This is a genomic window from Arthrobacter sp. zg-Y40, assembly GCF_020731535.1.
Lineage (GTDB): Bacteria > Actinomycetota > Actinomycetes > Actinomycetales > Micrococcaceae > Arthrobacter_B.
Map to the genome: position 1 here is coordinate 1 of NZ_JAJFZS010000002.1, position 26792 is coordinate 26792.

The 26792-nt window shown below is 66.5% G+C and carries 22 protein-coding genes and 2 pseudogenes; 12 read left to right on the forward strand and 12 right to left on the reverse strand.

Going from position 1 to position 26792, the window contains the following annotated elements; translation table 11 throughout:
* Positions 1-118: 118 nt before the first annotated feature.
* Together clpB and LJ754_RS03400 are read right to left on the reverse strand one after the other, a co-directional pair.
* Positions 119-2743 carry an ATP-dependent chaperone ClpB gene (gene clpB, locus LJ754_RS03395; protein WP_227925441.1) on the reverse strand — a complete coding sequence of 875 codons (2625 nt, stop codon included), beginning with the start codon at positions 2741-2743 and terminating at the stop codon, positions 119-121.
* A gap of 140 nt (positions 2744-2883) precedes the next feature.
* Positions 2884-3480: an SRPBCC domain-containing protein gene (locus tag LJ754_RS03400; RefSeq protein WP_227911748.1), complete on the reverse strand. Its 597-nt coding sequence runs from the start codon at positions 3478-3480 to the stop codon at positions 2884-2886.
* A 427-nt stretch (positions 3481-3907) separates the two neighbouring features.
* On the opposite strand from LJ754_RS03400, the gene LJ754_RS03405 reads away from it, so the two are divergent.
* Together LJ754_RS03405 and LJ754_RS03410 are read left to right on the forward strand one after the other, a co-directional pair.
* Positions 3908-5884, forward strand: a complete 1977-nt coding sequence (locus LJ754_RS03405) for a BCCT family transporter (RefSeq protein WP_227925443.1) — start codon at positions 3908-3910, stop codon at positions 5882-5884.
* Between the two features lie 54 nt (positions 5885-5938).
* The gene (locus LJ754_RS03410) at positions 5939-7930 is read left to right on the forward strand and encodes a penicillin-binding transpeptidase domain-containing protein (protein ID WP_227925444.1); all 1992 of its coding nucleotides are present in this window, start codon (positions 5939-5941) and stop codon (positions 7928-7930) included.
* Between the two features lie 117 nt (positions 7931-8047).
* Here the strand turns inward: LJ754_RS03410 and LJ754_RS03415 are convergent.
* A pseudogene (locus LJ754_RS03415) lies at positions 8048-8443 on the reverse strand (YccF domain-containing protein); the annotation flags it as partial.
* Between the two features lie 105 nt (positions 8444-8548).
* Here LJ754_RS03415 and LJ754_RS03420 point away from each other — a divergent pair.
* Complete coding sequence (locus tag LJ754_RS03420; protein ID WP_227911752.1) at positions 8549-9010, forward strand: pyridoxamine 5'-phosphate oxidase family protein; 462 nt, start codon at positions 8549-8551, stop codon at positions 9008-9010.
* 65 nt (positions 9011-9075) lie between these two features.
* Here the strand turns inward: LJ754_RS03420 and LJ754_RS03425 are convergent, their stop codons facing one another.
* The gene (locus LJ754_RS03425; RefSeq protein WP_227911753.1) at positions 9076-10689 is read right to left on the reverse strand and encodes a DEAD/DEAH box helicase; all 1614 of its coding nucleotides are present in this window, start codon (positions 10687-10689) and stop codon (positions 9076-9078) included.
* 278 nt (positions 10690-10967) lie between these two features.
* On the opposite strand from LJ754_RS03425, the gene trmB reads away from it, so the two are divergent.
* Positions 10968-11837, forward strand: a complete 870-nt coding sequence (trmB, locus tag LJ754_RS03430) for a tRNA (guanosine(46)-N7)-methyltransferase TrmB (RefSeq protein WP_227925446.1) — start codon at positions 10968-10970, stop codon at positions 11835-11837.
* Here the strand turns inward: trmB and LJ754_RS03435 are convergent.
* Entirely contained in the window at positions 11834-12586 is a 753-nt protein-coding gene (locus tag LJ754_RS03435; RefSeq protein ID WP_227925448.1) for an SDR family oxidoreductase, read from the reverse strand. The genes trmB and LJ754_RS03435 overlap by 4 nt on opposite strands.
* A gap of 101 nt (positions 12587-12687) precedes the next feature.
* Between LJ754_RS03435 and LJ754_RS03440 the strand changes: the two are divergent.
* From LJ754_RS03440 to LJ754_RS03450, 3 genes and pseudogenes are all read left to right on the forward strand, one after another.
* Positions 12688-13427: pseudogene (locus tag LJ754_RS03440) on the forward strand (helix-turn-helix transcriptional regulator); the annotation flags it as partial.
* A gap of 249 nt (positions 13428-13676) precedes the next feature.
* Positions 13677-14657 (forward strand): NYN domain-containing protein, encoded by a 981-nt coding sequence (locus LJ754_RS03445; protein WP_227911757.1) that lies wholly within the window; start codon positions 13677-13679, stop codon positions 14655-14657.
* 106 nt (positions 14658-14763) lie between these two features.
* Positions 14764-15429 (forward strand): class I SAM-dependent methyltransferase, encoded by a 666-nt coding sequence (locus LJ754_RS03450; protein ID WP_227925450.1) that lies wholly within the window; start codon positions 14764-14766, stop codon positions 15427-15429.
* 5 nt (positions 15430-15434) lie between these two features.
* On the opposite strand, the gene LJ754_RS03455 is transcribed toward LJ754_RS03450, so the two are convergent.
* Positions 15435-16394 carry an SDR family NAD(P)-dependent oxidoreductase gene (locus LJ754_RS03455; RefSeq protein WP_227925452.1) on the reverse strand — a complete coding sequence of 320 codons (960 nt, stop codon included), beginning with the start codon at positions 16392-16394 and terminating at the stop codon, positions 15435-15437.
* 91 nt (positions 16395-16485) lie between these two features.
* Here LJ754_RS03455 and LJ754_RS03460 point away from each other — a divergent pair, with 91 nt between their 5' ends.
* Positions 16486-17022 (forward strand): TetR/AcrR family transcriptional regulator, encoded by a 537-nt coding sequence (locus LJ754_RS03460; protein WP_227911760.1) that lies wholly within the window; start codon positions 16486-16488, stop codon positions 17020-17022.
* A 9-nt stretch (positions 17023-17031) separates the two neighbouring features.
* On the opposite strand, the gene LJ754_RS03465 is transcribed toward LJ754_RS03460, so the two are convergent.
* From LJ754_RS03465 to dnaK, 4 genes are all read right to left on the reverse strand, one after another.
* Positions 17032-17544: a heat shock protein transcriptional repressor HspR gene (locus LJ754_RS03465; RefSeq protein WP_227911761.1), complete on the reverse strand. Its 513-nt coding sequence runs from the start codon at positions 17542-17544 to the stop codon at positions 17032-17034.
* A gap of 63 nt (positions 17545-17607) precedes the next feature.
* Positions 17608-18615, reverse strand: a complete 1008-nt coding sequence (locus tag LJ754_RS03470; protein ID WP_227925454.1) for a DnaJ C-terminal domain-containing protein — start codon at positions 18613-18615, stop codon at positions 17608-17610.
* 138 nt (positions 18616-18753) lie between these two features.
* Positions 18754-19383, reverse strand: coding sequence for a nucleotide exchange factor GrpE (locus LJ754_RS03475; RefSeq protein ID WP_227911763.1), 630 nt, complete (start codon positions 19381-19383; stop codon positions 18754-18756).
* A gap of 2 nt (positions 19384-19385) precedes the next feature.
* A complete protein-coding gene (gene dnaK / locus LJ754_RS03480; RefSeq protein WP_227925456.1) occupies positions 19386-21263 on the reverse strand; it encodes a molecular chaperone DnaK in 1878 nt (625 codons plus the stop codon).
* A 254-nt stretch (positions 21264-21517) separates the two neighbouring features.
* On the opposite strand from dnaK, the gene LJ754_RS03485 reads away from it, so the two are divergent.
* The 3 genes from LJ754_RS03485 to LJ754_RS03495 are packed head-to-tail and all read left to right on the forward strand — an operon-like array spanning position 21518 to position 23505.
* Positions 21518-22321 carry a class I SAM-dependent methyltransferase gene (locus LJ754_RS03485; RefSeq protein ID WP_227925457.1) on the forward strand — a complete coding sequence of 268 codons (804 nt, stop codon included), beginning with the start codon at positions 21518-21520 and terminating at the stop codon, positions 22319-22321.
* A 31-nt stretch (positions 22322-22352) separates the two neighbouring features.
* On the forward strand, positions 22353-22919 hold the full coding sequence (locus tag LJ754_RS03490; RefSeq protein ID WP_227925460.1) for a low molecular weight protein-tyrosine-phosphatase: 567 nt from the start codon (positions 22353-22355) through the stop codon (positions 22917-22919).
* Positions 22909-23505: a uridine kinase family protein gene (locus LJ754_RS03495; protein WP_227925461.1), complete on the forward strand. Its 597-nt coding sequence runs from the start codon at positions 22909-22911 to the stop codon at positions 23503-23505. Before LJ754_RS03490 ends, LJ754_RS03495 begins: the two co-directional genes overlap by 11 nt.
* A 29-nt stretch (positions 23506-23534) precedes the next feature.
* Here the strand turns inward: LJ754_RS03495 and cls are convergent, their stop codons facing one another.
* On the reverse strand, positions 23535-25010 hold the full coding sequence (cls, locus tag LJ754_RS03500) for a cardiolipin synthase (RefSeq protein WP_442860301.1): 1476 nt from the start codon (positions 25008-25010) through the stop codon (positions 23535-23537).
* 84 nt (positions 25011-25094) lie between these two features.
* On the opposite strand from cls, the gene LJ754_RS03505 reads away from it, so the two are divergent.
* Complete coding sequence (locus LJ754_RS03505) at positions 25095-25976, forward strand: aminodeoxychorismate lyase (protein ID WP_227925463.1); 882 nt, start codon at positions 25095-25097, stop codon at positions 25974-25976.
* Positions 25977-25992: 16 nt separating this feature from the next.
* On the opposite strand, the gene LJ754_RS03510 is transcribed toward LJ754_RS03505, so the two are convergent.
* Positions 25993-26748: an energy-coupling factor transporter transmembrane component T family protein gene (locus LJ754_RS03510; protein ID WP_227925502.1), complete on the reverse strand. Its 756-nt coding sequence runs from the start codon at positions 26746-26748 to the stop codon at positions 25993-25995.
* Positions 26749-26792 lie beyond the last annotated feature (44 nt).

Below are 26792 nucleotides of genomic sequence, written 5' to 3' on the forward strand. Positions count from 1 at the left end.
CACCCCCCCCCACCCACCACAACAACACCCCCCCCCCCGGGCGGCCCGCCCCCCCCCCCCCCCCCCCCACGCCGTTCGTTTGTTGCCGTTCGTTTCTACTTGCGCTGCCGGGTCCCGGTCAGCTGACTGCAGCCACCGTGAGTCCGGTTTCGGCCACCAGGCCGTCGCCATCCAGCCCGTCCGGCGCACGGTCCACCAGCACGGTGTCCCCGTCGCTGATCTTCCCGGCCAGAATGCCGCGGGCCAGCTTGTCACCGATTTCCCGCTGCACCAGGCGCCGCAGCGGACGGGCACCGTAGGCCGGATCGTAGCCGGTCAGGGCCAGCCACTCGCGGGCGGCGTCGGTCACTTCCAGCACCAGCCGGCGCTCGTGGAGGCGTGCCGCGAGCGCCCGGACCTGGATGTCCACGATCTTCGTCAGGTCTTCCAAGCTCAGCGGATCAAACAGGATGACGTCGTCGAGGCGGTTGAGGAACTCCGGCTTGAAGTTCGCGTTGACCATGGCCATCACCGACTCGCGTTTCTGCTCGTCGTTCATGCCCGGGTCCACCAGGAACTGGGAGCCGATGTTCGAGGTGAGGATCAGGATCACGTTGCGGAAGTCCACTGTGCGGCCCTGGCCGTCCGTCAGCCGCCCGTCGTCGAGCACCTGGAGCAGGATGTCGAAGACGTCCGGGTGGGCCTTTTCCACCTCATCCAGCAGGATCACGGAATAAGGCCGGCGCCGGACCGCTTCGGTCAACTGTCCGCCTTCCTCGTAGCCCACGTAGCCAGGAGGGGCACCCACCAGCCGGGACACGGCGTGCTTCTCCGAGTACTCACTCATGTCGATGCGGACCATGGCCCGTTCGTCGTCGAACAGGAAGTCCGCCAGCGCCTTGGCCAGCTCGGTCTTGCCGACGCCGGTGGGGCCCAGGAACATAAACGAACCGGTGGGCCGGTCCGGGTCGCTGACGCCGGCCCGTGAGCGGCGCACCGCGTCGGACACCGCAGCCACCGCCTTCGTCTGGCCGATCAGGCGGGAACCGAGGGCCTCTTCCATGTCCAGCAGCTTCTGCGATTCGCCCTGCAGCATCCGCCCGGCAGGGATGCCGGTCCACGCGGACACCACTTCGGCAATGTCATCCGCAGTGACCTCTTCGGACACCATCAGCTCCTGGGCTTCCTCCCCGTTTTTGCTCGCCTCCGCCTGCTGGGCGGCGTCGAGTTCCTTCTGCCGTGCGGGGATCTCGCCGTAGAGGATGCGCGAGGCTTCCGTGAGGTCGCCGTCGCGCTGTGCCTTTTCGGCCAGGCTGCGCAGCTCGTCTATCTTTGCCTTGAGGTCACCAACCCGGTTCAGGCCGGCCTTTTCCGCTTCCCAGCGGGCATTGAGCGCTGCCAGCTGTTCCTTCCGGTTCGCCATGTCCTCGCGCAGTACGGCAAGGCGTTCCATGGAAGCCTCGTCCGTCTCATTGGCCAGGGCCAGTTCCTCCATGGTCAACCGGTCCACCGCGCGGCGCAGCTCGTCGATTTCCTCCGGAGCGGAGTCGATTTCCATGCGCAGCCGGGAGGCGGCCTCATCCACCAGGTCAATGGCCTTGTCCGGTAGCTGGCGGCCCGTGATGTAGCGGTTGGACAAGGTGGCGGCGGCAACCAGTGCCGAGTCCGCAATGGCCACCTTGTGATGCGCCTCGTAGCGCTCCTTCAAGCCGCGCAGGATACCGATGGTGTCCGGAACGCTGGGCTCGCCTACGTAAACCTGCTGGAAACGGCGTTCCAGTGCGGCGTCCTTTTCAATGTTTTCGCGGTACTCGTCCAGGGTGGTGGCGCCGATCAGGCGCAGCTCCCCGCGGGCCAGCATGGGTTTGAGCATGTTGCCGGCGTCCATGGACCCTTCGGCGGCACCTGCCCCCACTACCGTGTGCAGCTCGTCGATGAAGGTGACAATCTGCCCTTCGGCATTGGAGATCTCTTCCAGCACGGCCTTGAATCGTTCTTCAAATTCGCCGCGGTACTTCGCCCCGGCCACCATGGAGCCCAGGTCGAGGGACAGCAGGGTCTTGCCGTTGAGGCTTTCCGGGACGTCGCCGGCAACCATGCGCTGGGCGAGGCCTTCGACGACGGCGGTTTTGCCCACCCCCGGCTCTCCTATCAGTACCGGATTGTTCTTGGTCCGGCGGCTGAGGACCTGGATCACGCGCCGAATTTCCGCGTCCCGGCCGATAACCGGATCCAGTTTTCCGGACCGTGCCATCTCGGTCAGGTCGGTACTGAACTTTTCCAGGGCCTGGAAGGTGTTCTCCGGATCGGCGTTGGTCACTTTACGGTCTCCTCGTACGGATGGAAGCACGGCAATCAGGGCGTCATGCCCTGCGTTGTTGTCCCGCAGCACCTTGCCCGCCGGGCCGCTGTCCAGTGACAGGCCCAGCAGCAGGTGTTCGGTGGATACAAAGGCATCTCCCAGCTGCTCCGCTTCGTGCTGAGCGGCACTGATGACCTGGAGCAGGGGCCGTGAGAACTGCGGCTGGGCCACGGAGGACCCTGAAGAGGATGGCAGCTGGTGAATGGCGTTGCTGGCCGCAGCACTCACCGTGTCGACATTCACGCCGGCGGCCTTGAGCAGGGCCACGGCCACACCCTGCCGCTGGTCCATCAGGGCTTTGAGCAGGTGGGACGGTTCGATCTGCGGGTTACCGGCAGTGTTGGCGTTCATGGCCGCAGCCGAGAGCGCCTCTTGGCTCTTGTTCGTGAATTTGGTGTCCACGGATGGCTCCTCAAAACCTCAGCAATATTCAGCCTCAGTGCTGGTCATATAACAAAGTTGAGTCTAGTTAGCTCAACTTTGAAAGTAAAGTTATCCACAGCACTCTTGGGGCGCCCGTCCCAAGGCGGCGCCGGCGTCTCCTACGGGGCGCGCTCCGCCTCAAACTCGTCGGCAGCCCGGCGCCAGCTCTCGTTCCGGGCGTCGAACAGGTCCACCAGCTCTCCTTCGATCTTCAAATCCGGCATAAGTCCCGGCGGCTTTTGCGGGATGGTGCCGCCCAGGTACTCCTCCAGCATGTCCAGGAAGAACTCCCACCCCGCCCCGCCGGTCCAGATCCCGCCGCCGGGTGCCGCGGTGGTGGCAAACCCCTTGCGGACCGAGGCGTAAAGCAGTTCTATCCGGGTCTGGCTGTCTTCGGCCGTCAGATGCAGCTCCAACTCGGCAGGGGCTGCCCCTTCCCGGATCCAGGACACGGTGAGCAGGCGGGGCGGATCACAGCGCAGGATGTCACCATGGGATCCGTCGGGCAGGCTGTAGTTTCCTCCCCTCCGCAAATCCCCCTCCGGCTGCGCCAGCCATTCAGCCACGCGGTCAGGTTCAGCCAGCGCGGACCACACCTCTCCGATGGGATGCCCGATGTCCCTGGCCATCACAACCATCAGTGCGTGGCCGGCCTGAATCTGCCGGCGGCCCAAGGACCGCTCCGTCCTTCTGAGAATCGTGTCCAAATCGGACATCCGCTCACTCCTCCGTAGAACAACCGGCACCCGATCCGGGTCCTTGCGCGGCTGTCGACGCCGCTCGGGCCGTCGGAAGGTGTCCAGTTGGAAGCGAGTTGTGTCGTTGGCCACAAGAGGGCCATTTCTCCAAAACGGTAGCAGGGAAAGCAGGCCCTGCACAGGTCGGAAAGGCTGCCCTGGCCCGGCTTCCTGGGCTTGCACCTGCCATGTCCGTGTGAGCCGGGTCAAAGGAATCGAGGCACTGCGGGCATTTTGGTAGATTCGAAAATGCCTCCGGACAGCGCGTCGCGCTGCAGCCCCCCGGGTGCCCGCCCGCTCCGTTTGGCCTGCGGACGCCTAGGTGTACGCCGCGCCGCGGCCGCCTCCGCCATCCCGTGCTGCCGGAGCGCCTGAAGCTCCGTAGCAACCCAAGGATCGATCCTCAATGAGCAATCTCGCGGAAGCGGAGAAAGCGGACACCGCTGCTCCGCGGACCCGGGTTAATACAACGGTTTTCATCGGTTCGGCCGCCGGAATTCTCGCCATTGCCCTCTGGGCCATGCTGGCCTCCGGCAATGCCGATTCCGTTATCGGTTCCATGGTGGGCTGGGTTTCGGTCAACATGGGCTGGTACTACTTCCTGGTGGTCAGCCTCGTGGTGATTTTTGTCCTGGCCACGGCCCTGACCCGCGTCGGTAAGACGAAGCTCGGCCCTGACCATTCCAGGCCGCAGTTCAGCATGTTCACATGGGCCGCCATGCTGTTCGCCGCCGGCATCGGCATTGACCTGATGTTCTTCTCGGTCTCCGAGCCGGTCTCGCAGTATCTGGCCCCGCCCGCCGGCGATCCCGGCACTGCCGAAGCGGCACGCAATGCCCTGGTACTGACCCTGTTCCATTACGGCATAACCGGCTGGGCGCTGTATGCCCTGATGGGACTGGCCTTGGGCTACTTTGCCTACCGGCACAACCTGCCGCTGAGCATCCGCTCGGCCCTGTACCCGATTTTCGGCAGGAAGATCGAAGGTCCGCTTGGCCACAGCGTGGACATTGCCGCCCTGCTGGGGACCATCTTCGGCATTGCCACCTCTCTCGGCATCGGCGTGGTGCAGTTGAACTATGGACTGAACGTCATGTTCGGACTGCCCGAAAACCTGACGGTGCAGGTTTCCCTGATTGCCTTGTCCGTCATCATGGCCACCATTTCCACCGTCTCCGGTGTGGAGAAAGGCATCCGCCGGCTCTCCGAGCTCAATGTGGTCCTCGCCGTCGGGCTGATGCTTTTCGTCCTGGTCGCCGGCAACACCAACTTCCTGCTCGACGGCATTGTCCAGAACATCGGGGATGTCCTCAGCAACTTCCCGTCCATGACCATGGACACCATGGCCTATGACCGGCCGGATGCCTGGTTGAGTTCCTGGACCCTGTTCTTCTGGGCTTGGTGGATTGCCTGGGCACCGTTCGTCGGACTCTTCCTGGCCCGGATCTCCCGGGGCCGGACCATCCGCGAATTCGTCCTCGGCACCATGATCGTGCCGTTTGCCTTCATCCTGCTGTGGATATCCATCTTCGGGAACTCCGCGCTTGACCTGGTCATGACCGGCAACACAGCGTTCGGGGAGGTGGCAATGAACCAGCCCGAACGCGCCTTCTACGGACTGCTGGAACAGTACCCCTGGGCGCCGGCGACGGCGGCCATCGCCACCTTCACCGGCCTGCTTACCCTCGCGATGCTGATGGTCGGCGGGGTGACCACGCTGCAGAACGCCACCATCATCATGGGGCTGCCGCTGTCCATCCTCCTGCTGTTCATCATGCTCGGGGTCTATAAGGCCCTGCGGGTAGAGAACACGCTGACCGACAGCTACCGGGCTTCCCTGCCGAGCATCATCGCAGGACGCGGCTTGGACGCGCGCGGCGGCCTCAGCTGGCGCCAGCGCCTCTCCCGCGTGATGACCTACCCGGGTCCGCGGCAGGCCGAACGCTTCCTGCAAACCGTCGCCCGGCCTGCCCTGCAGGAAGTCCATGACGAACTGAAGGCGCGGGGCGCCGACGTCGTGCTGTGCGAAGGAGAGGTGGCTCCGTACGGCATCCACCATCTGGACCTGCAGGTGGGCATGGCGCAGGAGCGCGGCTTCAAATACCAGATCTACCCCGTGCGGTGCGATACCCCGTCCTATGCCCACAACGCGTCAGCGGAAACCAAGTATTTCCGGATGGAGGTTTTCTCCCTCGAGGGCAGCCACGGCTATGACCTCATGGGCTATAGCAAGGAACAGGTCATCACCGACGTTTTGGACCATTACGAGACCCATCTGGAGTTCCTGCACCTGAACCGCGAGGTGCCGGGCAACACTTCCATCGCCGAGGACCAGGTTCCCAAGGACAACTGGGAAACCGACTTCGCACAGCGGCGGGAATAACAACAGGCCTGCCACATCCGCAGGTTCGGGCGGGCAGGCAGGTACCCTGTCGGGATGGGGAAAAACCGCACACCCGTTTCCGTTCTCGCCGTCGCCGCTCTGGCCCTGAGCCTTGTCTCCTGTTCGGCGGACAAGCCGTCACCGGATGACGCCGCCGCTACCCTGGCCGAGGGCCTGGGCAACCTGGATGTGTCAGGATCTGCCTTTACGGCGGGAACTCCGGACCAGATCAACAAGGAGCTTCAGACCCTGCTGGCCGACATGGGGCCCCTGCGGCCGGACGTCACCGTGGCCGGTGTCGACGAAGATCCCGATGACAAGGACACCGCGTCCGCCAAGCTTGGGTATGCCTGGGACGTGAACGGGGATTCGCGGCCGGACTGGAACTATGAAAGCATTGTCCGGCTCGAACGCGGCGAGGATGATCAGTGGCTGGTCCAGTGGGCGCCGTCGGTGCTGTTCGATTCCCTGGCCGACGGCGACCGGTTGGCCCGCGCGACCGTGCCGCCTCCCGCCCGCGGCGACATCCTGGACCGGAACGGGGCGCCGTTGATGACTTCCCGTCCGGTGCTGCGGATCGGCATCAACAAGCCCGACGTCCCGGAGGGGCAGGAGGCGTCCTCCGCCGCCGCGCTGGCCGCGCTGGTGGGACTGGACCCCGAGGCCTACACCGCGCAGGTGCAGGCGTCCGGCCCGGAAGCGTTCGTGGAGGCGCTGGTGCAGCGCGCCGAGGCGGACGGACCGGCCACGGTTCAGAGCGTTGAAGCCATCCCCGGCGCCGCAGCGCTGCCCGCGCAGCGCATCCTGGCGCCCACGCGGAGCTTTGCCCGGGCGTTGCTCGGCACCGTAGGCGAGGCCACCGCCGAGGCGATCGCGGAGTCCGAGGGCCGGCTTTCCGCGGGCGACCTGACCGGCCTTTCCGGACTCCAGCAGCAGTACGACGAGCAACTGCGGGGCAGCGACGGAGTGAGCATCACTGTCGAAAACGCGGGCGGAAGCAAGGGCGTTTTTGCCACGGACGCCCTTTCCGGCACCGATGTACAGACCACCCTCGATCCCCGCCTGCAGGAGCTGGCCGAGGCAGTCCTGGAAGGCGAGCCCTCGGCGTCGGCCCTGGTCGCCATCCAGCCTTCCACGGGCGATATCCTCACCGTGGCCAACGGGCCGGGCAGCGGAGGCCAGCAGACGGCCCTGCTGGGCCAGTATCCGCCCGGCTCCACGTTCAAGACTGCCTCTGCCCTGGCCATGCTGCGCAACGGCGTCACTCCGGAGTCCACGGTCCAGTGCCCGGCCGAACTCAACGTTGACGGGCGGAACTTCGCCAACGTCCCCGGCTACCCCGCCAACGCAACCGGAGACATCCCGCTGCGTACGGCATTCGCCAACTCGTGCAACACGGCCTTCCTGAACGCACGCGACACGGTTTCCCAGCAGGCCTTGACGGATGCGGCAGCGGATCTGGGCATCGGTGTGGACGCGGCTATCGGCACGCCCGCGTTCCTGGGATCGGTTCCGGCGGAGGCCGAGGGCACCGCCCACGCAGCGTCGCTGATCGGGCAGGGCGAAGTCCTCGTTTCGCCGCTGGCCATGGCCGTGGCCGGAGCGTCCATCAGCAAGGGCGAGCGGGTGGCACCGGCGCTGGTCCGTCCCGTCGCGGGAACAGAGGGGACAGCCCCGGCCGCATCGGCGCCTGCCGACCCGTCGGCTGGGGCGAAGGCATCGGCTGCTCCGTCAGCAAGTGAATCGGCGGCCCCCGCCCCTGCTCCCAGTAAGCTCACCGCCGCGGAAGCTGCGTCCCTGCGGGAGATGATGCGCGCCGTCGTCGCCGAGGGCGGCGTACAGATGCTGCTGGACGTGCCGGGTGATCCGGTACTGGCCAAATCAGGGACCGCGGAGTTCGGCAGCGAGGACCCGCCCCAAACCCACGCCTGGGTACTGTCCATCCAGGGTGACCTGGCCGTGGCGGTGTTCGTGGAACAGGGCGAACGGGGTTCGACGTCGGGCGGCCCGCTCATGAAGCAGTTCCTGACCGGTGCCCGGGGCTAGTACTGCCGGGACTAGTACTGCCGTTGGCTAGTACTGGCCCGGGCGGTACTCCCCCGGGCCGTACTGCCCCGGCACCGCCCGGCCCGAATAGCCGGGCTGGCGGTAGGCGTTGCCGGCGTACGGGGTGATTTGCCAGGTGTCCGTAGGCACAATGACCTTGCCCAGCGGCATCAGGGAAATGGGCAGCATCTTCAGGTTCGCGATGCCCAGCGGGATGCCCACAATGCTCACGAACATGGGGATGGCGGTCATCACGTGGCCGATGGCGATCCAGATGCCGGCCAGCAGCAGCCAGATGATGTTACCCACCATGCTCAGCGGTCCGGTAAAGCCGCCCCGGTCCACCACCGTGCGGCCGAACGGCCACAGCGCGTAGTTGGCAATGCGGAAGGACGCGATGCCGAACGGAATGGTCACGATCAGCAGGCAGCAGATCACACCGGCCAGCGCATACCCCAGCGCCAGCCAAATACCGCCGAACAGGAGCCAGATGACGTTGAGGATTGCGTGCATTCATCCATTGTTCTCCACCGGCCCGGGTTTAGCCACGGCACCGGCTCCAGCCACGCCCGCAGTTCCTACTTAGCCCCGCTGCCCTTCCTGTCCTACACTGGCGCCATGCCGACTTCCGGGGAAACCGCCGCAGACCAGCTCACCTCCAGCCAGTGCTGGGACTACATCCGGAAAGCCCGGTTCGGCCGGCTGGCCGTAGTCGTAGAGGGCCACCCGGAGATTTTTCCGGTGAACTTCGCCGTGGACCACGGCACCGTTGTGTTCCGGACCGCCGCCGGCACCAAGCTGTCCGGGGCGCTTTCGGGCAGTTCGGTGGCGTTTGAGATTGACGGCTATGACGACAATCTTTCCTCCGCCTGGAGCGTGGTGCTCAAAGGCACCGCTTCCCTGCTCGAGGACAACGCCGAGCTGATAGCTTCGGAGGAGCTTCCCCTTTTCCCCTGGCAGGCGGGCATTAAGAACGCCTTTGTCCGAGTCGATCCGGAGGTCACCTCCGGGCGCCGGTTCCTGATTTCCAACGCCGCCCGGCGCAATGTGCTGCGCGGCATGGGGCTGTACACCGAGTAGGTCTGCGCGCAAACAAAAAAGAGGTCCCGCATCCGGTGGATGCGGGACCTCTTTTCTCAGAACCCTTAGCGGGAGCGGCGCTCGTTGGAGGCCGGGGCGGTGGCGCGGCGGGGACCGGCGGCACGTGCCGGACGGCCCGATGCGCCGCCGGAACGCTGGCCGCTGCCGGCGCCTTCGGCACGCTGGCCGGTGGCGGGACGGCGGTTGCGGCCTGCAGCGGTGGCAGCACCGGCGCTGGCGCGGCGTCCTTCGGTGGCACGGGCCGGACGCTGGGTGCGGCCGCCGTCACCGGCTGCAGCGCGGTCGTTGCGTTCGCTGCGTTCCGTACGCTCGGGACGTTCGGCGGAAACCCGCCCGCGTCCGCCGTTGCCGCCGCGTCCGCCGGCGCGGGGTGCACTGGTGGAACGGGCCGCGCGCTTGCGCTGGGCATTGGCGCCGGTGGAACGGCCGCCGCCCTGCTGCGGCGACTTGGCTGCCAGCTGCGCGGCACGGACATGCGGTTCCACAACGGCCGCGCGTTCGCCGACGAGCTTGGCGATGGACGGGGAGTTGTGGCTGACCTTCTCGATGGAAACGTCGACGCCGGCAGCCTTCATCAGCTTCGACACCTCGCTCTTCTGCTCCGGGAGGGTCAGCGTGACCACGGTTCCGCTGGATCCGGCGCGGGCCGTACGGCCTGAACGGTGCAGGTAGGCCTTGTGTTCCGTGGGCGGATCAATGTGGACTACGAGCTCCACGTCGTCCACGTGGACGCCGCGGGCGGCGACGTCGGTGGCCACCAGGACCCGGACATCGCCGGAAGCGAACTCCGCCAGGTTCCGGTCCCGGGCATTCTGGGACAGGTTGCCGTGCAGGTCCACCGTGGGAATGCCGTTGTCCGTGAGGAACTGGGCCATCTTGCGGGCGTGGTGCTTGGTGCGCATGAACATGATGCGGCGGCCCTGGCCACCGGCCAGTTCCTTGACCAGCAGCTTCTTGGCCGTCTGGTCCTGGACCAGCAGCACGTGGTGCTCCATGGTGGACACCGCTGCCTGCGGCTCATCCACGGAGTGCGTCAGCGGGTTGGACAGGTAACGGCGGACCAGCTTGTCCACACCGTTGTCCAGGGTGGCGGAGAACAGCATCCGCTGGCCCTTTTCCGGAGTGCGGTCCAGCAGGCGCTGGACAACCGGCAGGAAGCCAAGGTCGGCCATGTGGTCGGCCTCGTCCAGCACGGTGATCTCGACGGACTCAAGGCTGATGACCTTCTGCTTCATCAGGTCCTCGAGGCGGCCGGGGCAGGCAATGACGATGTCGACGCCGGCCTTCAGTGCCTTTTCCTGGCGCTGCTGGGACACGCCGCCGTAGATCACGGTGGTGTTCAGGCCCAGTTCCTTGGCCAGCGGCTCAATCACGTTGTTGATCTGTGTGGCCAGTTCGCGGGTGGGTGCCAGGACCAGGCCCAGCGGGCGGTTCGGACGGCGGCGGTAAGCTGCCTCGTTCTCGGCCAGCCGGGTGACCAGCGGCAGGGAGAAGGCGAGGGTCTTGCCGGAGCCGGTGCGCCCGCGGCCCAGGACGTCGCGGCCTTTAAGGGTGTCGGGGAGGGTTTCCACCTGGATGGGGAACGCCTCGTCGATTCCGGCGGCAGCGAGGGAGGAAACAAGTGCCTTGGGCACACCAAGGGCAGCAAAAGTGGTCATAAAAGACAGGCAACTTTCGGTAAGAGGCCCCCAACGCCGTTTGGGCCGGGGGTTCGCCGAAGAAAAGTCAGACAGTGTCTACCGCGCTAACAGGCGGGACAAAAGAAAGCGTTCATCGACGCAGGCTGGACTGCTTACACACACGGCTGCAACCTTTGGCTGCGGCCGTGGCAGGACCAACATCTCCCTACAGTTTACCGTAATGCGGAAAGTTTCCTAATCGGGGCGGGCGGCAGCGGTGAAAACCGGGGCCCCGGCAGCCGATAGCATTAACGGTGATGACTACTGAACCAGCCCTGCCGCAGGCCGAGGGCACCGACCCTGACATCGACGTTGACTCCGAAACTGACGAGGACCGGCATTTCCGCTCTCCGGTCTCCTTTGTCCGGCGCGGCTCGCGCCTCCAGGGCCGCCGCCAGCAGGCCTGGGATGAACTGTCGGACCGTTTTGTGGTGGATGTGCCGCGCGAGGAAGCCGATACCTCGGTGCATCCGGAGTACGTGTTCGACGCCGCGGCGGAGTTCGGGCGCACCGCACCCCTCGTCGTCGAAATCGGGTCTGGACTCGGTGAAGCCGTCACGCACGCCGCGGAGCAGAACCCGGACAAGGACTTCCTTGCCGTGGAGGTCTACCTGCCCGGCCTGGCACAGACCCTGCAGCGCATCGGGCAGAAGGGCCTGACCAACGTGCGTGTGGTGCAGGCCAACGCCCCCGAGGTGCTGACCAGCATGCTCCCCGCCGGATCCGTGGACGAAGTATGGGTGTTTTTCCCGGACCCCTGGCACAAGACCCGCCACCACAAGCGGCGCCTCGTCAAGGAGTCCTTCGCCGAGCTGGTGGCCCGGGTCCTGGTGCCCGGCGGCACGTGGCGGCTGGCCACTGACTGGTCCGACTACGCCGTACAGATGCGCGAAGTCCTGGACGCCTCCGAACAGTTTGAGAACCTGCATACCGGCGAGCAGGCCGGCGAACAGGGTCCGCTGACCCGGGTGCACCGTGAAGGCCTCGAGAACAAGGTGCCGGAGGACGACGTCGATGAGCGCGGCGGTTGGGCTCCCCGCTTCGAGGGCCGCACCCTCACCAGCTTCGAGAACAAGGCGCACCAGGCCGGCCGGCTCATCTTCGACCTCGCCTACCGCCGGATCTAGGCCGGCACCGCAGGATTGATCGCTGCGACCGCCGCATCGTAGCGGCCTTCGGTTTCGGCAAAACGCAGGAACTTCACGGCCTCGACAAGGATTTCGTGCGCATCGGGCTGGGCCTGAAGGAGGGCCATGACCTCATCTGCGAAAGCATCCAGCGGGAGATAGTGCTCGTTCACCGAGCCGCCGGGCATCAGTTCGGTCCGGACCGCCGGCGGCACCAGTTCAATGACCTGCACGGACGTCCCGGCAAGCTGCAGCCGGAGGCCTTCGCTAAACCGGTGGATAAAGGCCTTGGTGCCGTTGTATGTCGGAGTGTTGGCCAGCGGGGTATGGGCCAGCCCGGAGGAAACGGTCATGATCACCGCATCCGGCCGGGTTTGCAGGTGCTCGATAAACGCGGCCACCAGCCGCAGCGGGCCGTTGATGTTGGTTTCCACCAGGCGCTCGGCTCCGGCGAGGAAGCTTTCGCTGCGCATGTCTTCACCGGTCATGATTCCTGCCATGGCAATCAACACGTTCAAGTCCGGGTGCCCGGCCAGCACGGTGTCGCGGGCCGCCAGGACGGAGGCCGGATCGGTGGTGTCGACGGCGACGGTGGCGAAGCCGTGTTCGACGGCCAGCAGCTCCAGGACCTCAGTCCGCCGCCCGCCGATGATGACGGTGTTGCCGGCAGCCTGCAGGCGGACGGCGAGGGCCAGGCCGATGCCGGAGGTGGCACCGGGAATGAAAATGGTGTTTCCGTTAATGTTCATGCCCCCAGTGTTGGCCCGGCCGGCGGCGGGCGGGAGAGGAGCGTTTGTCGTAGGATTCCCGGTCCCTGTATAGAACGGCTGCGGTGGCCCATGATGGATCCATGGACCGCCCCACACTTGCCGACTTCCTCAAATCCCGCCGGGATGCCCTGCGCCCCGACGACGTCGGGCTGTCCGCCGGGACCCGGCGCCGGGTGGCCGGGCTGCGGCGGGACGAGGTTGCGACGCTGGCCGGGATGTCCGTGGACTATTACACCCGGCTGGAGCAGGCCCGCGGCCCGCAGCCTTCGGAACAGCTGCTGGGATCGCTGGCCCGGGCCCTGCGGCTGAGCTACGACGAGCGGGATTACCTCTTCCGTTTGGCTGACCGTAATCCGCCGCCCCGCGCGTCCCTGGACCCTCATGTGGCCCCTGCCCTGCTGCGGGTCCTGGACCGGCTTGAGGATACGCCGGCGCTGATCCTTTCCGCGCTCGGGGAAACACTGGCGCAGAACAGGCTTTCCATGGCACTGCTGGGAGACCATTCCCGGCTCACCGGGCCCGCCCGCAGCAGCGTTTACCGTTGGTTCACCGATCCCGCTGAACGTGAGCTCTATCCGCCGGCTGACCGCGCACGGCAGGGCCGCGCCCAGGTTGCCGGGCTGCGGGTGGCAGTTTCCGCAAACTCGGCCCGTGCGCTGGAACTGGTTCGCCTGCTGCAGAAGCGCAGCCCTGAGTTCACCGAAATATGGAAGGACCGCGCCGTGGCCACCCGGTTCGCCGACCACAAACGCTGCTGCACCCGGAACTGGGCGAAATCGAGCTCGACTGCCAGACCCTGTACAGCGAAGACCAGAGCCAGGCCCTGCTGGTGCTGACTGCCGCCCCGCGCAGCGAGGCAGCGCAGAAGCTTGGCCTGCTGGCGGTGATCGGCCAGCAGCGGTTCGCCCCCGCCGGATAACCGGCCGCGAAGTACGCTCCTTCGGCGGTGCCCCGGCAGGACCGGACGGCACTGCGCCTTGACCCCGGTTTGCCCTTGCAGTACCGGCGGCGGGAAACTGGTGGTACGGATGGCAGTGAGCCCTCCGCCGGCCCAGAAGGATTTTGCACCATGCCCGAACCGAGCGACGCACGCGTCGGCCTCTATATCGACTTCGACAACATTGTCATTTCGCGCTACCAGCAACTGCACGGCCGGAACGCCTTCCAGCGCGACGGGATCCGCAATTTCGACAAGACCAACCGGGATGCAGATCCCGATATTGCCGCGAAGCTGACCGCTGCCACTGTGGACTTCAATGCGATCATCGACTTCGCCGCGTCCTTCGGCACCCTGGTGGTGAACCGGGCATACGCCGACTGGTCGGTCCCCGTCAACGCCAGCTACCAGCGGCAGCTGATGTCCCGCGCGGTGGACCTCACCCAGTTGTTCACCACCACAACGCGCGGCACCAAGAACGGTGCCGACATCCGGCTTGCCGTGGACGTGGTGGAAGACCTTTTCCGACTGCCGGACCTGACGCACATCATCATTGTGGCCGGGGATTCCGACTACATTGCCCTAGCCCAGAAGGCGAAGCGGCTGGGCCGCTTCGTGGTGGGTATCGGTGTGGCCGGTTCCACCAGCACCTCCCTGGCCGCCGCGTGCGACGAGTTCGAGGATTATGACTCCCTGCCCGGCATTGTTGCGGCTGTCGCCGCGGCACCGGGATCCGCCAAGGCCCCTGCTGCGGCAATGGACCAGACCCCCAGCAAGGCCCGCAAGCTCACTGTGGTGCCCATGTTCTCGCACACCGAAGACGCCCGCTTTGAGGAGCCGGACACCGCTGAAGACATTGACCCGCGGACCCTTGCCACCGAACTGCTTGTCCGTGCACTGAAGATCGGCCATGCCAAGGGCGACGACGAGTGGCTCAACACAGGCACGGTAAAGAACCAGATGCGGCGTATGGACCCCTCCTTCAACGAAAAGCCGCTGGGCTTCCGGTCCTTCACCGACTTCCTTTCCTCCCGCAGCGACCTGGTGGAACTGGACGACGACGGCCCGCAGCGCCTTATCCGGCTGCGGCCCGAGGCCGAAGCCCGGGAGTAGCCTGCTCCGGCGGGCTACTCCCGACGAGGACATGGACGACTGCAGGCATGTTGCCGGTCCGGCAACATGGTTTGCGGTGCACCGGTGGCCGGCGCATGCTTCAGTTATGGATTCGAACACCCCGCATCAGCCCGCCCGTCCCGCGCCGCAGCCTGCCCCTCCCCTGCCGGAACCGGCAGGCGTGGAAGAAGAGTGGGACCAGCGCTACGCGGCCAGTGAAGCCCTGTGGAGCGGGCAGCCGAACGGTGCCTTGGTCTCGGAAGCTGCTGCCCTGGCTCCGGGGCGGGTACTCGACGTCGGCTGCGGCGAAGGCGCCGACGCGCTGTGGCTGGCCGCCCGCGGCTGGGACGTGACCGCACTCGACGTTTCCTCCGTAGCCCTGGAACGGGCAGCACGGCAGGCGGAAATGCAGCGCCTGCAGGTCGCCTGGGTGCACAGCGGCCTGGTCGAAGCCCAGCTCGCCGCGGCGTCCTTCGACCTGGTGTCTGCTCAGTATCCGGCATTGCTGCGCACAGCAGATCATGCCGCGGAACAGGCCTTGCTGCAGGCGGTCGCCCCCGGTGGCCTGCTCCTGGTGGTGCACCATGCCTTGACCTCCGACACCGGGCACAGCCACGATCTGGACCAGTATGTGCTCCCGGCAGATATTGCCGCCGCCTTGGACGGGGACTGGCGGATCGAGGCGCAGGAGACCCGTCCGCGGCACGTAGCTTCCGGTGCCGGCGCCCACCACAACGAGGATGTGGTGCTTCGGGCCCGCCGGCTGCGCTGACCGCGCTAGCGCAGGTCCGGCTGCGTTGCCGGGGCTCCAAGTCCGGGGATTTGCACGCCGGCCAGGTCTTCGAGCTGGAGCCAGAGCCGCTCCGGCGATTCAACCGGGCCTGCCGTGTGCGCGTTGGGCTCCACGGCCACGGGCATTCCCCGCAGCCGCTCCTCCGGGGCGAAGTACTCTCCCCCGCGCACCGCGGGATCGGTCAGGGCGCGCACGGCGGGGTATGCCGCGGCGTCTTTCCCCTGTGCCCACGGTGTGTAGGGATTGCGCCGGTACGGTGTCGCAGCATCCCGGACACCCGCCCGTTCCGGCGTTTTGGCATCTACGCCCACCCCGGGCCGGGTGAGGACTGACGCCACCGGGAGACCCGCTGCACGCAGCCGGCGGTCGAGTTCATGGCCGAAAACCTCGGTGGCCGTCTTGGCCTTGGTATAGGCGCCAATGCCGGTCCATGGCAGGCCCCGCACGTCCTGCAGCCCGTACCGCTTGATCCCGACAAATCCCGTGGACGCATGCACCACGCGGCTCAGCCTGCCGCCGGTCTCCCCTGTGGCCGAGAGCAGGGGCAGGATGCCCGCCATCAGGCGAATGTTGGCGGCAACGTGGGTGCCCAGGAGGATCGGCAGCCCGTCACTTGTCATGGTTCGCCGGTTCATGGTCATGGCTCCACCGTTGAGGAAGATGCCGTCCAGACGGGGCAACGCGGCAATTTTGCCTACGGCTGCATCCACGGACGCGAAGGAACCCAGTTCGATCACCACCTCGGAGAGGGAGGCCTCCGGCACATAGTTCCGGATGGAGGCCTGGGCCGCGCCTAATTTGTCAGCCGATCGGGAGGCCAGGACAACGTGTGCCCCCGCTCCGGCCAGCTGCTCGGCGGCGAAATATCCTATACCCGCTGTGGCCCCGGTAATAACAAATGTGCGCCCCGTCTGGCTGGGAAGGGTGGCTGGGTTCCAGGTCATGATTGCCCTCTCGAATCTAAGTGGATCATCTATCCGCTTAGAACCTAGCACACGAAACGGATACTTCATCCGATTGAGTTACACTGGACCCATGCCACCGCTTCGTTCAGATGCCGCCCGCAGCCGATCACGGATCCTGGACGTGGCCCGCCGGCATGACCCCCAAGAGCTGCGGATGAATGACCTCGCCCGGGAGGCGGGCGTAGGGGTAGGGACGGTCTACCGCCATTTCCCGACCATGCGGGCACTGTTGGAGGCACTCACGGCCGACACCTTGGGCCGGATGCAGGAGATTTCACGCCGTGCCGCAGCTGAACCGGATCCAGGCGAAGCGCTTGCCCTCTACCTCGGCGCGGCCCTCGAACTGCAACTGGAGGACGGCGGACTCCAATCCGTCCTGCTTTCCCCGGAGGATGAAACCGAGGGGGTGCGGGCAGCAAAGGAGGAGATTTTCGCTGCATTCAAAGCTGTGCTCGCCCGGGCCAAGTCCGCGGGCATTATCCGCAGCGAACTGACCCTGCCGCAGCTCTCCCACCTGGTTTGCGGGATCGAGCATGCTGTTCGTCTGGGCACCCCGGAGGACAGGAAACCCATGCTGGCCATACTGCTCGCCGGACTGCGCCCCTAAAGAGGAGTGCTACAGGGACTGGACGTATCCGTCGTCGGCGTAGTTCCGCTGCGCTGTCTTGCCTGCGGGAAGCGCGCGCAGCCGGCTGCGGCGTTCCATCAGCGAGACCAGGCCCAGCTGCTTCACGGCAGTGGCGGCCGCCGGCGGCCGCTGTCCGCGGCTGAGGGTAACGACGTCGCCGGCCAGCCCGGCCGCAAAGACCCGGCTGTGGTCCGGGTTGCGGCGCTGGACCTCATCCAGTTCCGTGGATAGTTCCACGATCCGCTGGCGCAGCCCGGTGACCTGGTTCTGCAGTTCCATGATGCGTTTGATGCCCTCCAGGGAAACGCCCTCCTGGGACAGTTTCTGGACCTCGCGCAGCAGTTCAATGTCGCGTTGGGAGTAACGGCGTGACCGGCCGGGCGCCCGGCTGGGCCGGACAATGCCGAGCCGGTCATATTGCCGGAGGGTCTGCGGATGCATTTCCGCAAGCTCAGCGGCAACGGAGATCACAAAAATAGGCGCATTAGCATCTATGCCCATTGTTCCTCCTTGACGGCTGTTGAAATAGTAACGCGGGAAGTTCGCCCTCCGGCGACCGGCACGCTATAGCCGGGCTTTGGCTGCCAGCGAGGCTCGCGGGTCCTCGCCCTTGGTCGCTTCGGCGAACGCTTCCACGGCTTCGCGGGCATCCTTGTTCAGGTGGGACGGCACGGCGACGTCTACGGTCACCAGCAGGTCGCCGTTGCCCTTGGACGTGTGGACGCCGCGGCCCTTGACCCGCAGGGTGCGCCCGGACGGCGTTCCGGCGGGCACCTTCAGGCGGACGGTATCGGAGGTCAGCGTAGGCACCTCGACGGTCGCGCCCAGGGCGGCCTCGGGGAAGGTGACCGGCACATGGATCCGGATGTTGTTGTCTTCCCGGGTGAAAAAGTCGTGCGGGGTGACGTGCACAGTAACCATCAGGTCCCCGGGACCGGCCGCACCGGGCTGGCCCTTGCCCCGGACCCGGATCTTCTGCCCGTCCTTGACGCCGGCAGGCACCCGGACTTCGACTACTTCCCCGCTGGGTTCCCGCAGCCCGATGACGGTGCCGTTGATCGACCCGGCAAAGGAAATAGTGGTGCTGGCCGTGCGGTCCGCACCCTTGGTGGGCGGCGGGGCGCCGAACCCGCCGCCGCCGAACCCGCTGCCGCCGCCGAAGAGGTCGGCGAATTCGGGCGGAATGTTGCTGCCGCCGGCGTTGAACGTGGTGCGCCGGCCCCCGCGCGGGGATGCGCCCTGGCCGAACAGGCCGCCAAAGATGTCTTCAAAGCCCGCACCGCCGCCGGCGCCGCCGCCGGCACCAGCGGGGCCGCCGGCCGTGAACCTGGCACCGCTTCCCATTGCCCGGATGGCGTCGTACTGCTGGCGCTCCTCAGCGTCGGAAAGAACGGAGTAGGCCTCGGAAAGGTCCTTGAACATCCGCTCGGCGTCTGCATCATTCTGGTTCTGGTCCGGATGGTATTTCCGTGCCAGTTTCCGGTACGCCTTTTTAATGTCGGCGTCCGACGCATCCTTGGGAACACCCAGAATCTTGTAAAAGTCCTTATCGACCCAATCCTGACTAGCCAATTGGCGTCCCCTTCCTCATTTGCCGATCCCGCTCGTTTCGAGCACGGCCACCGGACCTGCTGCTGCCCCGGCTTGCTGCGGGACCTGCCTATGGAAATGTCCGGGGCCGCCTGCTGGCGGCCCCGGACGCGGTACTGCTTACTGTTCCGGAACCGAAACAATCACCTGCGCGGCACGCAGGACCCGGTCGCCGGACTTGTAGCCGGACCTCAGGATCTGCGTCACCGTATCGAACGTGACATCCGCACTCTGCTGCTGGATGAGCGCCTCGTGGATGTTCGGATCGAACTCCACCCCGGTCTCATCGATACGGGCCAGGCCGTAGGTCTTCAGCGTGTTCTCCAGCTTTGTGGCGATCGCGGCGAAGGGGCCCTCCGCCAGGTCGCCGTGCTGGCGTGCGGCGTCGATGTCATCCAGGACCGGCATCAGTGAATTCAGCACACCGATTACCGCCATTTCCCGGGCCACATCCCGGTCGCGTTCCACCCGCTTGCGGTAGTTCACGTACTCGGCCTGCAGGCGCAGCAGGTCGTTGCGCAGTTCCGCCGCCTCGGGCGAACCGGCGGCAGCAGGCTGCGCCGGCACGTCGGCGTTGTTGAGGATCTGCTCCGCCTGGGACAGTGCGTCGCCCCCGGCTGCCGGGGCGGAAGCCGATGCTTCCTCCCCGGTGCCGCCGTTGGCCTGCGTCTCGTCCTGGCCGGGCGTGCCCTGGCCGCTTACCGGTTCTTCGCCTTCGGGAGTGTTCCCGTGCTCGTTACCCGCCGGCATGATTACTTCTTTTCTTCGTCGTCGACAACTTCGGCGTCCACGATGTCTTCGTCATCGTTGGCGCTGCCGGCAGCGGAACCGTCACCGGCCGCACCGGCGCCCGGGGCGCCTTCAGCACCGGCAGCGGAGGCCGAAGCGTAGATGGCTTCGCCGAGCTTGGTCTGGGAAGCCTGCAGCTTCTCAAACGCGCTCTTGACCTCGTCGTCGTTGTCCGTGCCCTCAAGGGCCTTCTTCAGCGAGTCGACGTCGCCCTTGACCTCGGTCTTGACGTCTTCGGGCAGCTTGTCGTCATTGTCGGTGAGGAGCTTGTCCACCGAGTAGGCCAGCTGCTCGGCCGAGTTGCGGACGTCGGCAGCCTCGCGGCGCTTCTTGTCCTCGGCTGCGTGCTCTTCGGCCTCGCGGACCATCCGGTCAATGTCGTCCTTGGACAGCGAGGACCCGCCGGTGATGGTCATGGACTGCTCGGCGCCGGTGCCCTTGTCCTTGGCGGACACGTGCACAATGCCGTTGGCGTCGATGTCGAAGGTGACCTCAATCTGCGGGACACCGCGCGGAGCCGGCGCAATGCCGGTCAGCTCGAAGGTGCCCAGCGGCTTGTTGTCGCGGGTGAACTCGCGTTCGCCCTGGAAGACCTGGATGGCCACCGACGGCTGGTTGTCATCCGCGGTGGTGAAGGTCTCGCTGCGCTTGGTGGGGATGGCCGTGTTGCGCTCGATCAGCTTGGTCATCACTCCGCCCTTGGTCTCGATGCCCAGGGACAGCGGGGTGACGTCGATCAGCAGCACGTCCTTGCGCTCGCCCTTCAGGACACCGGCCTGCAGTGCGGCGCCAACGGCCACAACTTCGTCCGGGTTTACGCCCTTGTTCGGTTCCTTGCCGCCGGCCAGCTGCTTCACGAGCTCGGAAACGGCGGGCATACGGGTGGAACCGCCCACGAGGATGATGTGGTCAATGTCGGCAACCTTGATGCCGGCTTCAGCGATGACGTCGTTGAACGGCTTCTTGGTGCGGTCCAGCAGGTCCTTGGTCAGGTCCTGGAACTTGGCACGGGAAAGGTGCTCGTCCAGGTGGACCGGGCCTTCGGGGGTGACCGAGAGGTACTGCAGGGAGATGTTCGTGGAGGTGGCCGAGGAGAGTTCCTTCTTGGCCTGTTCCGCGGCTTCCTTCAGGCGCTGCAGGGCGATCTTGTCCTTGGACAGGTCCGCACCCTTGGCCTTGGCCTGGCTCAGCAGGTAATCCACAATGCGCTGGTCCCAGTCGTCGCCGCCGAGGCGGTTGTCACCGGCGGTGGCGCGGACCTGGATGGTGGAGAAATCGTCTTCGTCCTTGCCGACTTCCAGCAGGGAAACGTCGAACGTGCCGCCGCCAAGGTCGAAGACGAGAATGAGTTCGTCTTCCTTGCCCTTGTCCAGGCCGTAGGCCAGGGCAGCTGCGGTGGGCTCGTTGACAATGCGCAGCACGTTCAGGCCGGCAATCTCGCCGGCTTCCTTCGTGGCCTGGCGCTCAGCGTCGTTGAAGTAGGCCGGAACGGTGACCACGGCGTCCGTGACCTTCTCACCGAGGTAGGCCTCGGCGTCGTTCTTCAGCTTCATCAGGATGCGGGCGGAGATTTCCTGCGCGGTGTACTTCTTGCCGTCTACGTCCACGCTCCAGTCGGTGCCCATGTGGCGCTTGACGGAGGAGATGGTGCGGTCAATGTTGTTGACGGCCTGGCGCTTGGCGATCTCGCCGACCAGGACCTCGCCGGACTTGGCGAACGCCACGACCGACGGCGTGGTGCGGCCGCCTTCAGCGTTGGCGATGACCGTGGGCTCGCCGCCTTCCAGCACCGAGACGACCGAGTTGGTGGTTCCGAGGTCGATACCTACTGCACGTGACATATTTGCTTCCTCTTTCCTTGGAAAAACCCGCATCTTCGTGACTTCTCCCGCGGCGGTTCCCTTCCCGGACCGGGATGGCTTCCTCCGCTGGACATCGCGTAGAGCAATTGAGCGTTCTGGACTCAACTTTACTCAGAGCTGATTCTTTGTCAACAAACTTGAGCGCAGGAGGCTCAAGTTTGGTTGGAGCCCTTGCGGAACACGCGGTCGCGCTTTGGCTCCCTGCGGCGGCCGGAGGGCGGTAGGGTCCTGCTATGCGTCCCGAAACGTACACCCACGGCCACCACCAGAGCGTGGTGTCCGCCCACGCGGTCCGCACGGCGAAGGACTGCGCCGCGTATCTGCTGCCCGAAGTGAAGCCGGGCATAAGCATGCTCGACGTCGGCTGCGGCCCGGGCAGCATTACGGCGGACCTTGCCGAACTGGCAGCCCCCGGGCCGGTGATCGGCCTGGACGCCTCTGAGGACGTCCTGGTCCTGGCCCGCGAACTGGCCGCCGCCCGCGGCCTGGCGAATGCCTCCTTCGCCGGGGGAAACATTTATGACCTGGACTTCCCCGACGAGACCTTCGACGTGGTCCACGCCCACCAGGTGCTCCAGCACCTGGCGGATCCGGTGGCCGCCCTGCGCGAAATGCGCCGGGTCACCAAGCCCGGCGGGCTGGTGGCAGTGCGCGACGTCGATTTCCATGGCATGAGCTGGTACCCGGCGGTTCCCGAGCTGGCCGAATGGATGCAGGTCTACCAGCACATTGCCCGCGGCAACCAGGCCGAACCCGACGCCGGGCGGCACCTGCTCTCCTGGGCACTGGAGGCAGGGTTCACTGACCTGACACCCTCATCCTCCAACTGGCTGTACGCGACCGAAGACCAGCGGGCCTGGTTGGCCGCATCATGGTCCGAGCGGGTGCTGCATTCCGCCTTCGCCGAGCAGGCCTCCGAACGCGGGCTGGCGGACGGGGAGGGTTTGGAACGGCTCTCCGCCGGCTGGCAGGAATGGGCCGCAGCACCGGACGGCTGGTTCCTGATGCCCTGCGGCGAGCTGCTCGCCCGGGCCTGAGCAGGCCGGTGTTCTGCGTAGGATTTAAGGCATGTTCCGGATCCAGACCGTATGCACGGGCAACATTTGCCGCTCCCCCATGGCCCAGTTTGCGCTGGCCCGCGCCTTCGGCGACGCCGCCGCGGAACGGCCGGTTGCCGGGGAAGAGCCGGCGGCAGTGGCGGTGGACTCCGCCGGACTGAGCGGCTGGGAAGCGGGCAAGCCGATGGATAAGCGGGCCGCGGCCGAACTGCGGCGCCACGGCTATCCGGATACTGGCATCACTGCCTTCCGGGCCCGCGGGTTCCAGCCGGAATGGTTCGCCGAACGTGACCTGATCCTGGCCATGGACTACGGCCATTTTATGGAACTGTCGCTGCAGGCCCCCACGCAGGCGGACCGGGCCAAGGTGATGATGCTGCGGGCCTTCGACCCGGCCCTGCAGACACCGGCCGGCCGGCCGCACCCCTGTGCGGAACTGGGCATTGCGGACCCCTGGTACGGGGACCAAAAGGACTTCGAGGAGTCCTACGCCCTCATCACGGCCGCCGTGCCGGGCGTGCTGGAGTATGTGGAACAGCTCCTGGCGAACCGGCGCGAAAGCCGCCATGACCGCTGAGCCCGCAGCTTCCACCGGAGACTCCCGCAAACCCCTGCTCATCGCCGTCGACGGTTTCTCCGGAGCCGGCAAAACGACGCTCGCCACCGAAGTGGCCGCAGCCTTGAGCCGCCGCGGAAGCGTGCGCCTGTTCCACCTCGAGGACATTTACCCCGGCTGGGACGGCCTGGAATCGGGAATGGCCTACTACCGGGAGCAGGTCCTGCGTCCGCTCGCCCGGGGGCAGACGGCCCGCTGGCAGGCCTGGGACTGGGAAGCCGGACGCCGCGGACCCTGGCGGAGCACCGAACCGGCCGACGCCGTCGTCTTCGAAGGGGTGGGCGCCGCGCACCGCGAGGCCCGCAGCATGCTGGACACCGCCGTATGGGTGGCCGCCGAGGAATCCGTCCGCCGCCGGTACGCCCTGGAGCGCGACGGCAGCACCTACGCCCCGCACTGGGAGCGCTGGGCCGCGCAGGAGCGGCGCTGGTCCGCCGACGACGACGCGTCCGCCGCCGCGGACCTCGCGGTGCGGATGGTGGGTCCGGGCGCCAATCCAGCAGCGGCATTGGCGTCGGTCCTCGGCGTGCTGGACCGCGCTGCCTGAACTGACGGCGCTGGCCGCCGCGCGGGCTCCTACTGCAGGGTGGCGGTCAGCCGGGCCACGTTGTCGATGTAGCGCTGCCAGAGGGGCCGGTCCACCCAGTCCTCCAGCAGCAGTTCCTTGGACAGGGCGCGGTAGGTGTCCTCGACCCGGCGCATCTGTTCCACGATGGTGCCGTCGAACATCATCATGGAGACTTCGAGGTTCAGCGAGAAAGAACGCATGTCCATGTTGGAGGAGCCCAAGACGGCCACCTCGTTGTCAATGGTGAAGTGCTTGGCGTGCAGGACCAGCGGCTTGGGGTACTGGTAGATCCGGATCCCGGCCCGGAGCAGCGCCTCGTAGTAGGAGCGCTGGGCGTGGTCCACCAGGAACTGGTCGCCCTTTTCGGAAACGAACAGTTCCACTTCCACGCCGCGCTGGGCCGCCGTCGTCACCGCGTAAAGCAGGGTGTCATCGGGCACGAAGTACGGGCTGGTGATGGAAATCCGGTCGCTGGCCGAATAGATCAGGGACGCGAACAGGCGCAGGTTGTTTTCGGTGCTGAAGCCCGGTCCGCTGGGGACCACCTGGCAGGTCACGTTGCCCGGGTCGTAGGTCCATTCGTACAGGCTGAGTTCGCGTTCTAGGTTCTCATCGGTTTCGGCGTTCCAGTCGGTGGCGAAAACGACGTTGAGCTCATCCACCACCGGTCCTTCCACCCGGGCCATCAGCTCCACCCATTTGCGGCCGGAGCGGCGGTTGCGGCCCTTGTGGTAGGCCGGCTCAATGAGGTTCTGCGATCCGGTGAACGCAACGGCTCCGTCCACCACCACCAGTTTCCGGTGGTTGCGCAGGTCCGGACGGCGCCAGCGGCCCCGGAAGGGCTCCACCGGCAGCATCCGCCGCCATTGGACATCACTGTTGCGCAGTTCGCGCAGCATCTTCCGGTAGCCCTTGATCCGCAGGGTGCCGATGTGGTCGAAGAGCAGCCGAACGGTGACGCCGCGGGCAGCCGCTGACTTGAGTGCCTGGAAGAACTGCCTGGTCTGGGCGTCGTAGCCCATGATGTAGAACTCCACATGCACGTAGCGTGCGGCTTTTTCCACTGCACGGGTCATCATGTCGATGGACTCCGCGTAGTCGCGCTGCAGGTCGACCTTGTTGCCGTCCAGTGTAGGGAAGGACCCCAGCCGGCGGTTCAGCTCGGCGGCGTTGAGCACCCACTCCGGCCCGCCGTAATTACTGCCCTCGGCCTCAAGTTCCTTGGTGTTCTCGCGCACCGCCCGGTTGATCTCCGCCTGCCGCCGCACCCGGTGGTCCGACAGCCGGTGGTTCCCGAAGAGGGAGAAGAGGATGATGCCCGGGATGGGAAGGAAGAAGATGCACAGCAGCCACGCCATGGCCGTCGTGGGACGCCGGTTGCCGGGAACAACGCCCAACGCAATAATCCGGATACCGTAATCCACCACGGCCAGCACGGTCGCCGTCCATCCGGACAGGTCAAAACCGGTCAGAGACCACCACACGCTCAAGCTCCTCCCAGCAGCACCCTGCCCTCAGCCTATCGGTACGGGGGTCCCGGGCGTGTCCCGCGCCGCTAGGCTGGTGCCATGACTGTTCTGGTTTTCCTGGATTCCGCGTACCCCGACGGCCGCCCTGCCGATCCTGCGGTGCCGCAGCTGCTCGTGAGCGACCTGGGGGTCACCCGCGGTGACGGGATTTTCGAGTCGCTGCTGGCCGTGGACGGTGTGCCCCGGAAACCGGACGCGCACCTGGACCGGCTGGCGTCCTCGGCACAGCTGCTGGACCTGCAGATCCCGGTACGCCAGGCCTGGGAGCGGGCCATCGCGACGGCATTGGCGCTGCACTTCGGGCAGGGCGCTGCCGGGCCGCAGGGCCGGGCCGCGGTGAAACTGGTGGCCACCCGGGGCGTGGAAGGCAGCGGGACCTCCACCGCGTGGGTGCAGGTTTCCGCCGCGCCCGACGCGGCGCGGCAGCAGACCAACGGGATTAAGGTGCTGCTGCTGGACCGCGGCTATGACAGCATGGCCGCGTCCCGGGCACCGTGGCTGCTGCTGGGCGCCAAGACGCTTTCCTACGCCGTGAACATGGCCGCCCTGCGCTACGCCAAGGAACATGGGGCCGATGACGCCATTTTTACCTCCTCGGACGGCAAGGTCCTGGAGGGACCCACCTCCACGGTGGTGCTGGCCCGCGAACGGGACGGCGTCCGGACCCTGCTGACCCCCGAACGGAAGAGCGGCATCCTGGCCGGAACCACCCAGGACGCCCTCTTCAAGGCCGCCGAAGCTGCCGGCTGGGAACTGGGCTACGGCCCAATGGTTCCGGAGGACCTGTTCGCGGCCGACGGCTTGTGGCTGGCTTCCAGCATCCGGCTGCTGGTTCCGGTCCGTTCCATCGACGGCCGCGAGCTGCCTTTCTCCGAGAGCCTGAACAGCGAACTCGCGAAGCTGGCCGACACCGCACTCTGAGCACAGCCCCTGATGCTCAGGTCAGGATGAAGTTGAACGTGCCGGCCGCCAGCGCCGCTGCCACCGCGGCGGCGGACACGACCACTCCCGTGGCCAGCACCGCGGCGTCGATCCTGCTGAACGTTGAGGTCCGTGCCCAGGACCGGTCCCCCGCGCCAAACCCGCGGGCCTCCATGGCCACGGCCAGCCGCGTGGCCCGGCGGATGGCCTGCACCAGCAAGGCCAGTGCCTGCCCGGCGAAACCCTTCAGCCGGGCCGCCGCACCGGCATCGGGCCCCGCGCCGCGCGCGTGGCGGGCCAGCCCGATGGTCCGCCATTCCTCGACCAGCAAACCCACCAGGCGCATGGCCGCCAGTGCGCCCAGCACAAACCGGTGCGGCAGCCGCAGCTTCTGCGCCAGGGCGTCGGCCAGGTCGGTGGGATCGGTGCTGGTCAGCAGGTAGATCCCGGGCAGGGCTATGGCCAGCCCGCGCAGTCCAATGGCAATACCCGCGGCCACGGAACCGGAGGTAAAGATCAGCGGTCCCGCTGCAAGCAGCACCGCCCCGGTCTTCTCCGCCAACAGCGCCGTACCCCAGGCCCCGATCAGCGCGGCCACCAGCAGCGGCGAGATGCGCCGCAGGAGCGTACCCGCCCGGATGTGGAGCAGCGGCAGCAGGAGAAGTTCCAGGGCCAGGACGACGGCGGCGCTCACCCAGTCCACGGTGACCAGCACCGCCAGGGTCAGCAGGGCCGCAGACGCGAGCTTGGACAACGGGTTGGCGCGGGTCAGGAAAGTAACGGCGGTGCGGACGGGCGCGCCCGCGTCTTCTCCAG

Bases quoted from the DNA above. Each gene is read 5' to 3' on its own strand.
- LJ754_RS03420 (WP_227911752.1), top strand. From the start codon at position 8,549: ATGCCGACTTCCGGGGAAACCGCCGCAGACCAGCTCACCTCCAGCCAG.
- LJ754_RS03460 (WP_227911760.1), top strand. From the start codon at position 16,486: ATGCCACCGCTTCGTTCAGATGCCGCCCGCAGCCGATCACGGATCCTG.
- LJ754_RS03505 (WP_227925463.1), top strand. From the start codon at position 25,095: ATGACTGTTCTGGTTTTCCTGGATTCCGCGTACCCCGACGGCCGCCCT.
- LJ754_RS03435 (WP_227925448.1), bottom strand. From the start codon at position 12,586: ATGAACATTAACGGAAACACCATTTTCATTCCCGGTGCCACCTCCGGC.
- LJ754_RS03425 (WP_227911753.1), bottom strand. From the start codon at position 10,689: ATGACCACTTTTGCTGCCCTTGGTGTGCCCAAGGCACTTGTTTCCTCC.
- trmB (WP_227925446.1), top strand. From the start codon at position 10,968: ATGACTACTGAACCAGCCCTGCCGCAGGCCGAGGGCACCGACCCTGAC.
- LJ754_RS03485 (WP_227925457.1), top strand. From the start codon at position 21,518: ATGCGTCCCGAAACGTACACCCACGGCCACCACCAGAGCGTGGTGTCC.
- LJ754_RS03490 (WP_227925460.1), top strand. From the start codon at position 22,353: ATGTTCCGGATCCAGACCGTATGCACGGGCAACATTTGCCGCTCCCCC.
- LJ754_RS03495 (WP_227925461.1), top strand. From the start codon at position 22,909: ATGACCGCTGAGCCCGCAGCTTCCACCGGAGACTCCCGCAAACCCCTG.
- LJ754_RS03400 (WP_227911748.1), bottom strand. From the start codon at position 3,480: ATGTCCGATTTGGACACGATTCTCAGAAGGACGGAGCGGTCCTTGGGC.
- LJ754_RS03445 (WP_227911757.1), top strand. From the start codon at position 13,677: ATGCCCGAACCGAGCGACGCACGCGTCGGCCTCTATATCGACTTCGAC.
- LJ754_RS03410 (WP_227925444.1), top strand. From the start codon at position 5,939: ATGGGGAAAAACCGCACACCCGTTTCCGTTCTCGCCGTCGCCGCTCTG.
- LJ754_RS03450 (WP_227925450.1), top strand. From the start codon at position 14,764: ATGGATTCGAACACCCCGCATCAGCCCGCCCGTCCCGCGCCGCAGCCT.
- LJ754_RS03465 (WP_227911761.1), bottom strand. From the start codon at position 17,544: ATGGGCATAGATGCTAATGCGCCTATTTTTGTGATCTCCGTTGCCGCT.
- dnaK (WP_227925456.1), bottom strand. From the start codon at position 21,263: ATGTCACGTGCAGTAGGTATCGACCTCGGAACCACCAACTCGGTCGTC.
- LJ754_RS03455 (WP_227925452.1), bottom strand. From the start codon at position 16,394: ATGACCTGGAACCCAGCCACCCTTCCCAGCCAGACGGGGCGCACATTT.
- LJ754_RS03475 (WP_227911763.1), bottom strand. From the start codon at position 19,383: ATGCCGGCGGGTAACGAGCACGGGAACACTCCCGAAGGCGAAGAACCG.
- LJ754_RS03405 (WP_227925443.1), top strand. From the start codon at position 3,908: ATGAGCAATCTCGCGGAAGCGGAGAAAGCGGACACCGCTGCTCCGCGG.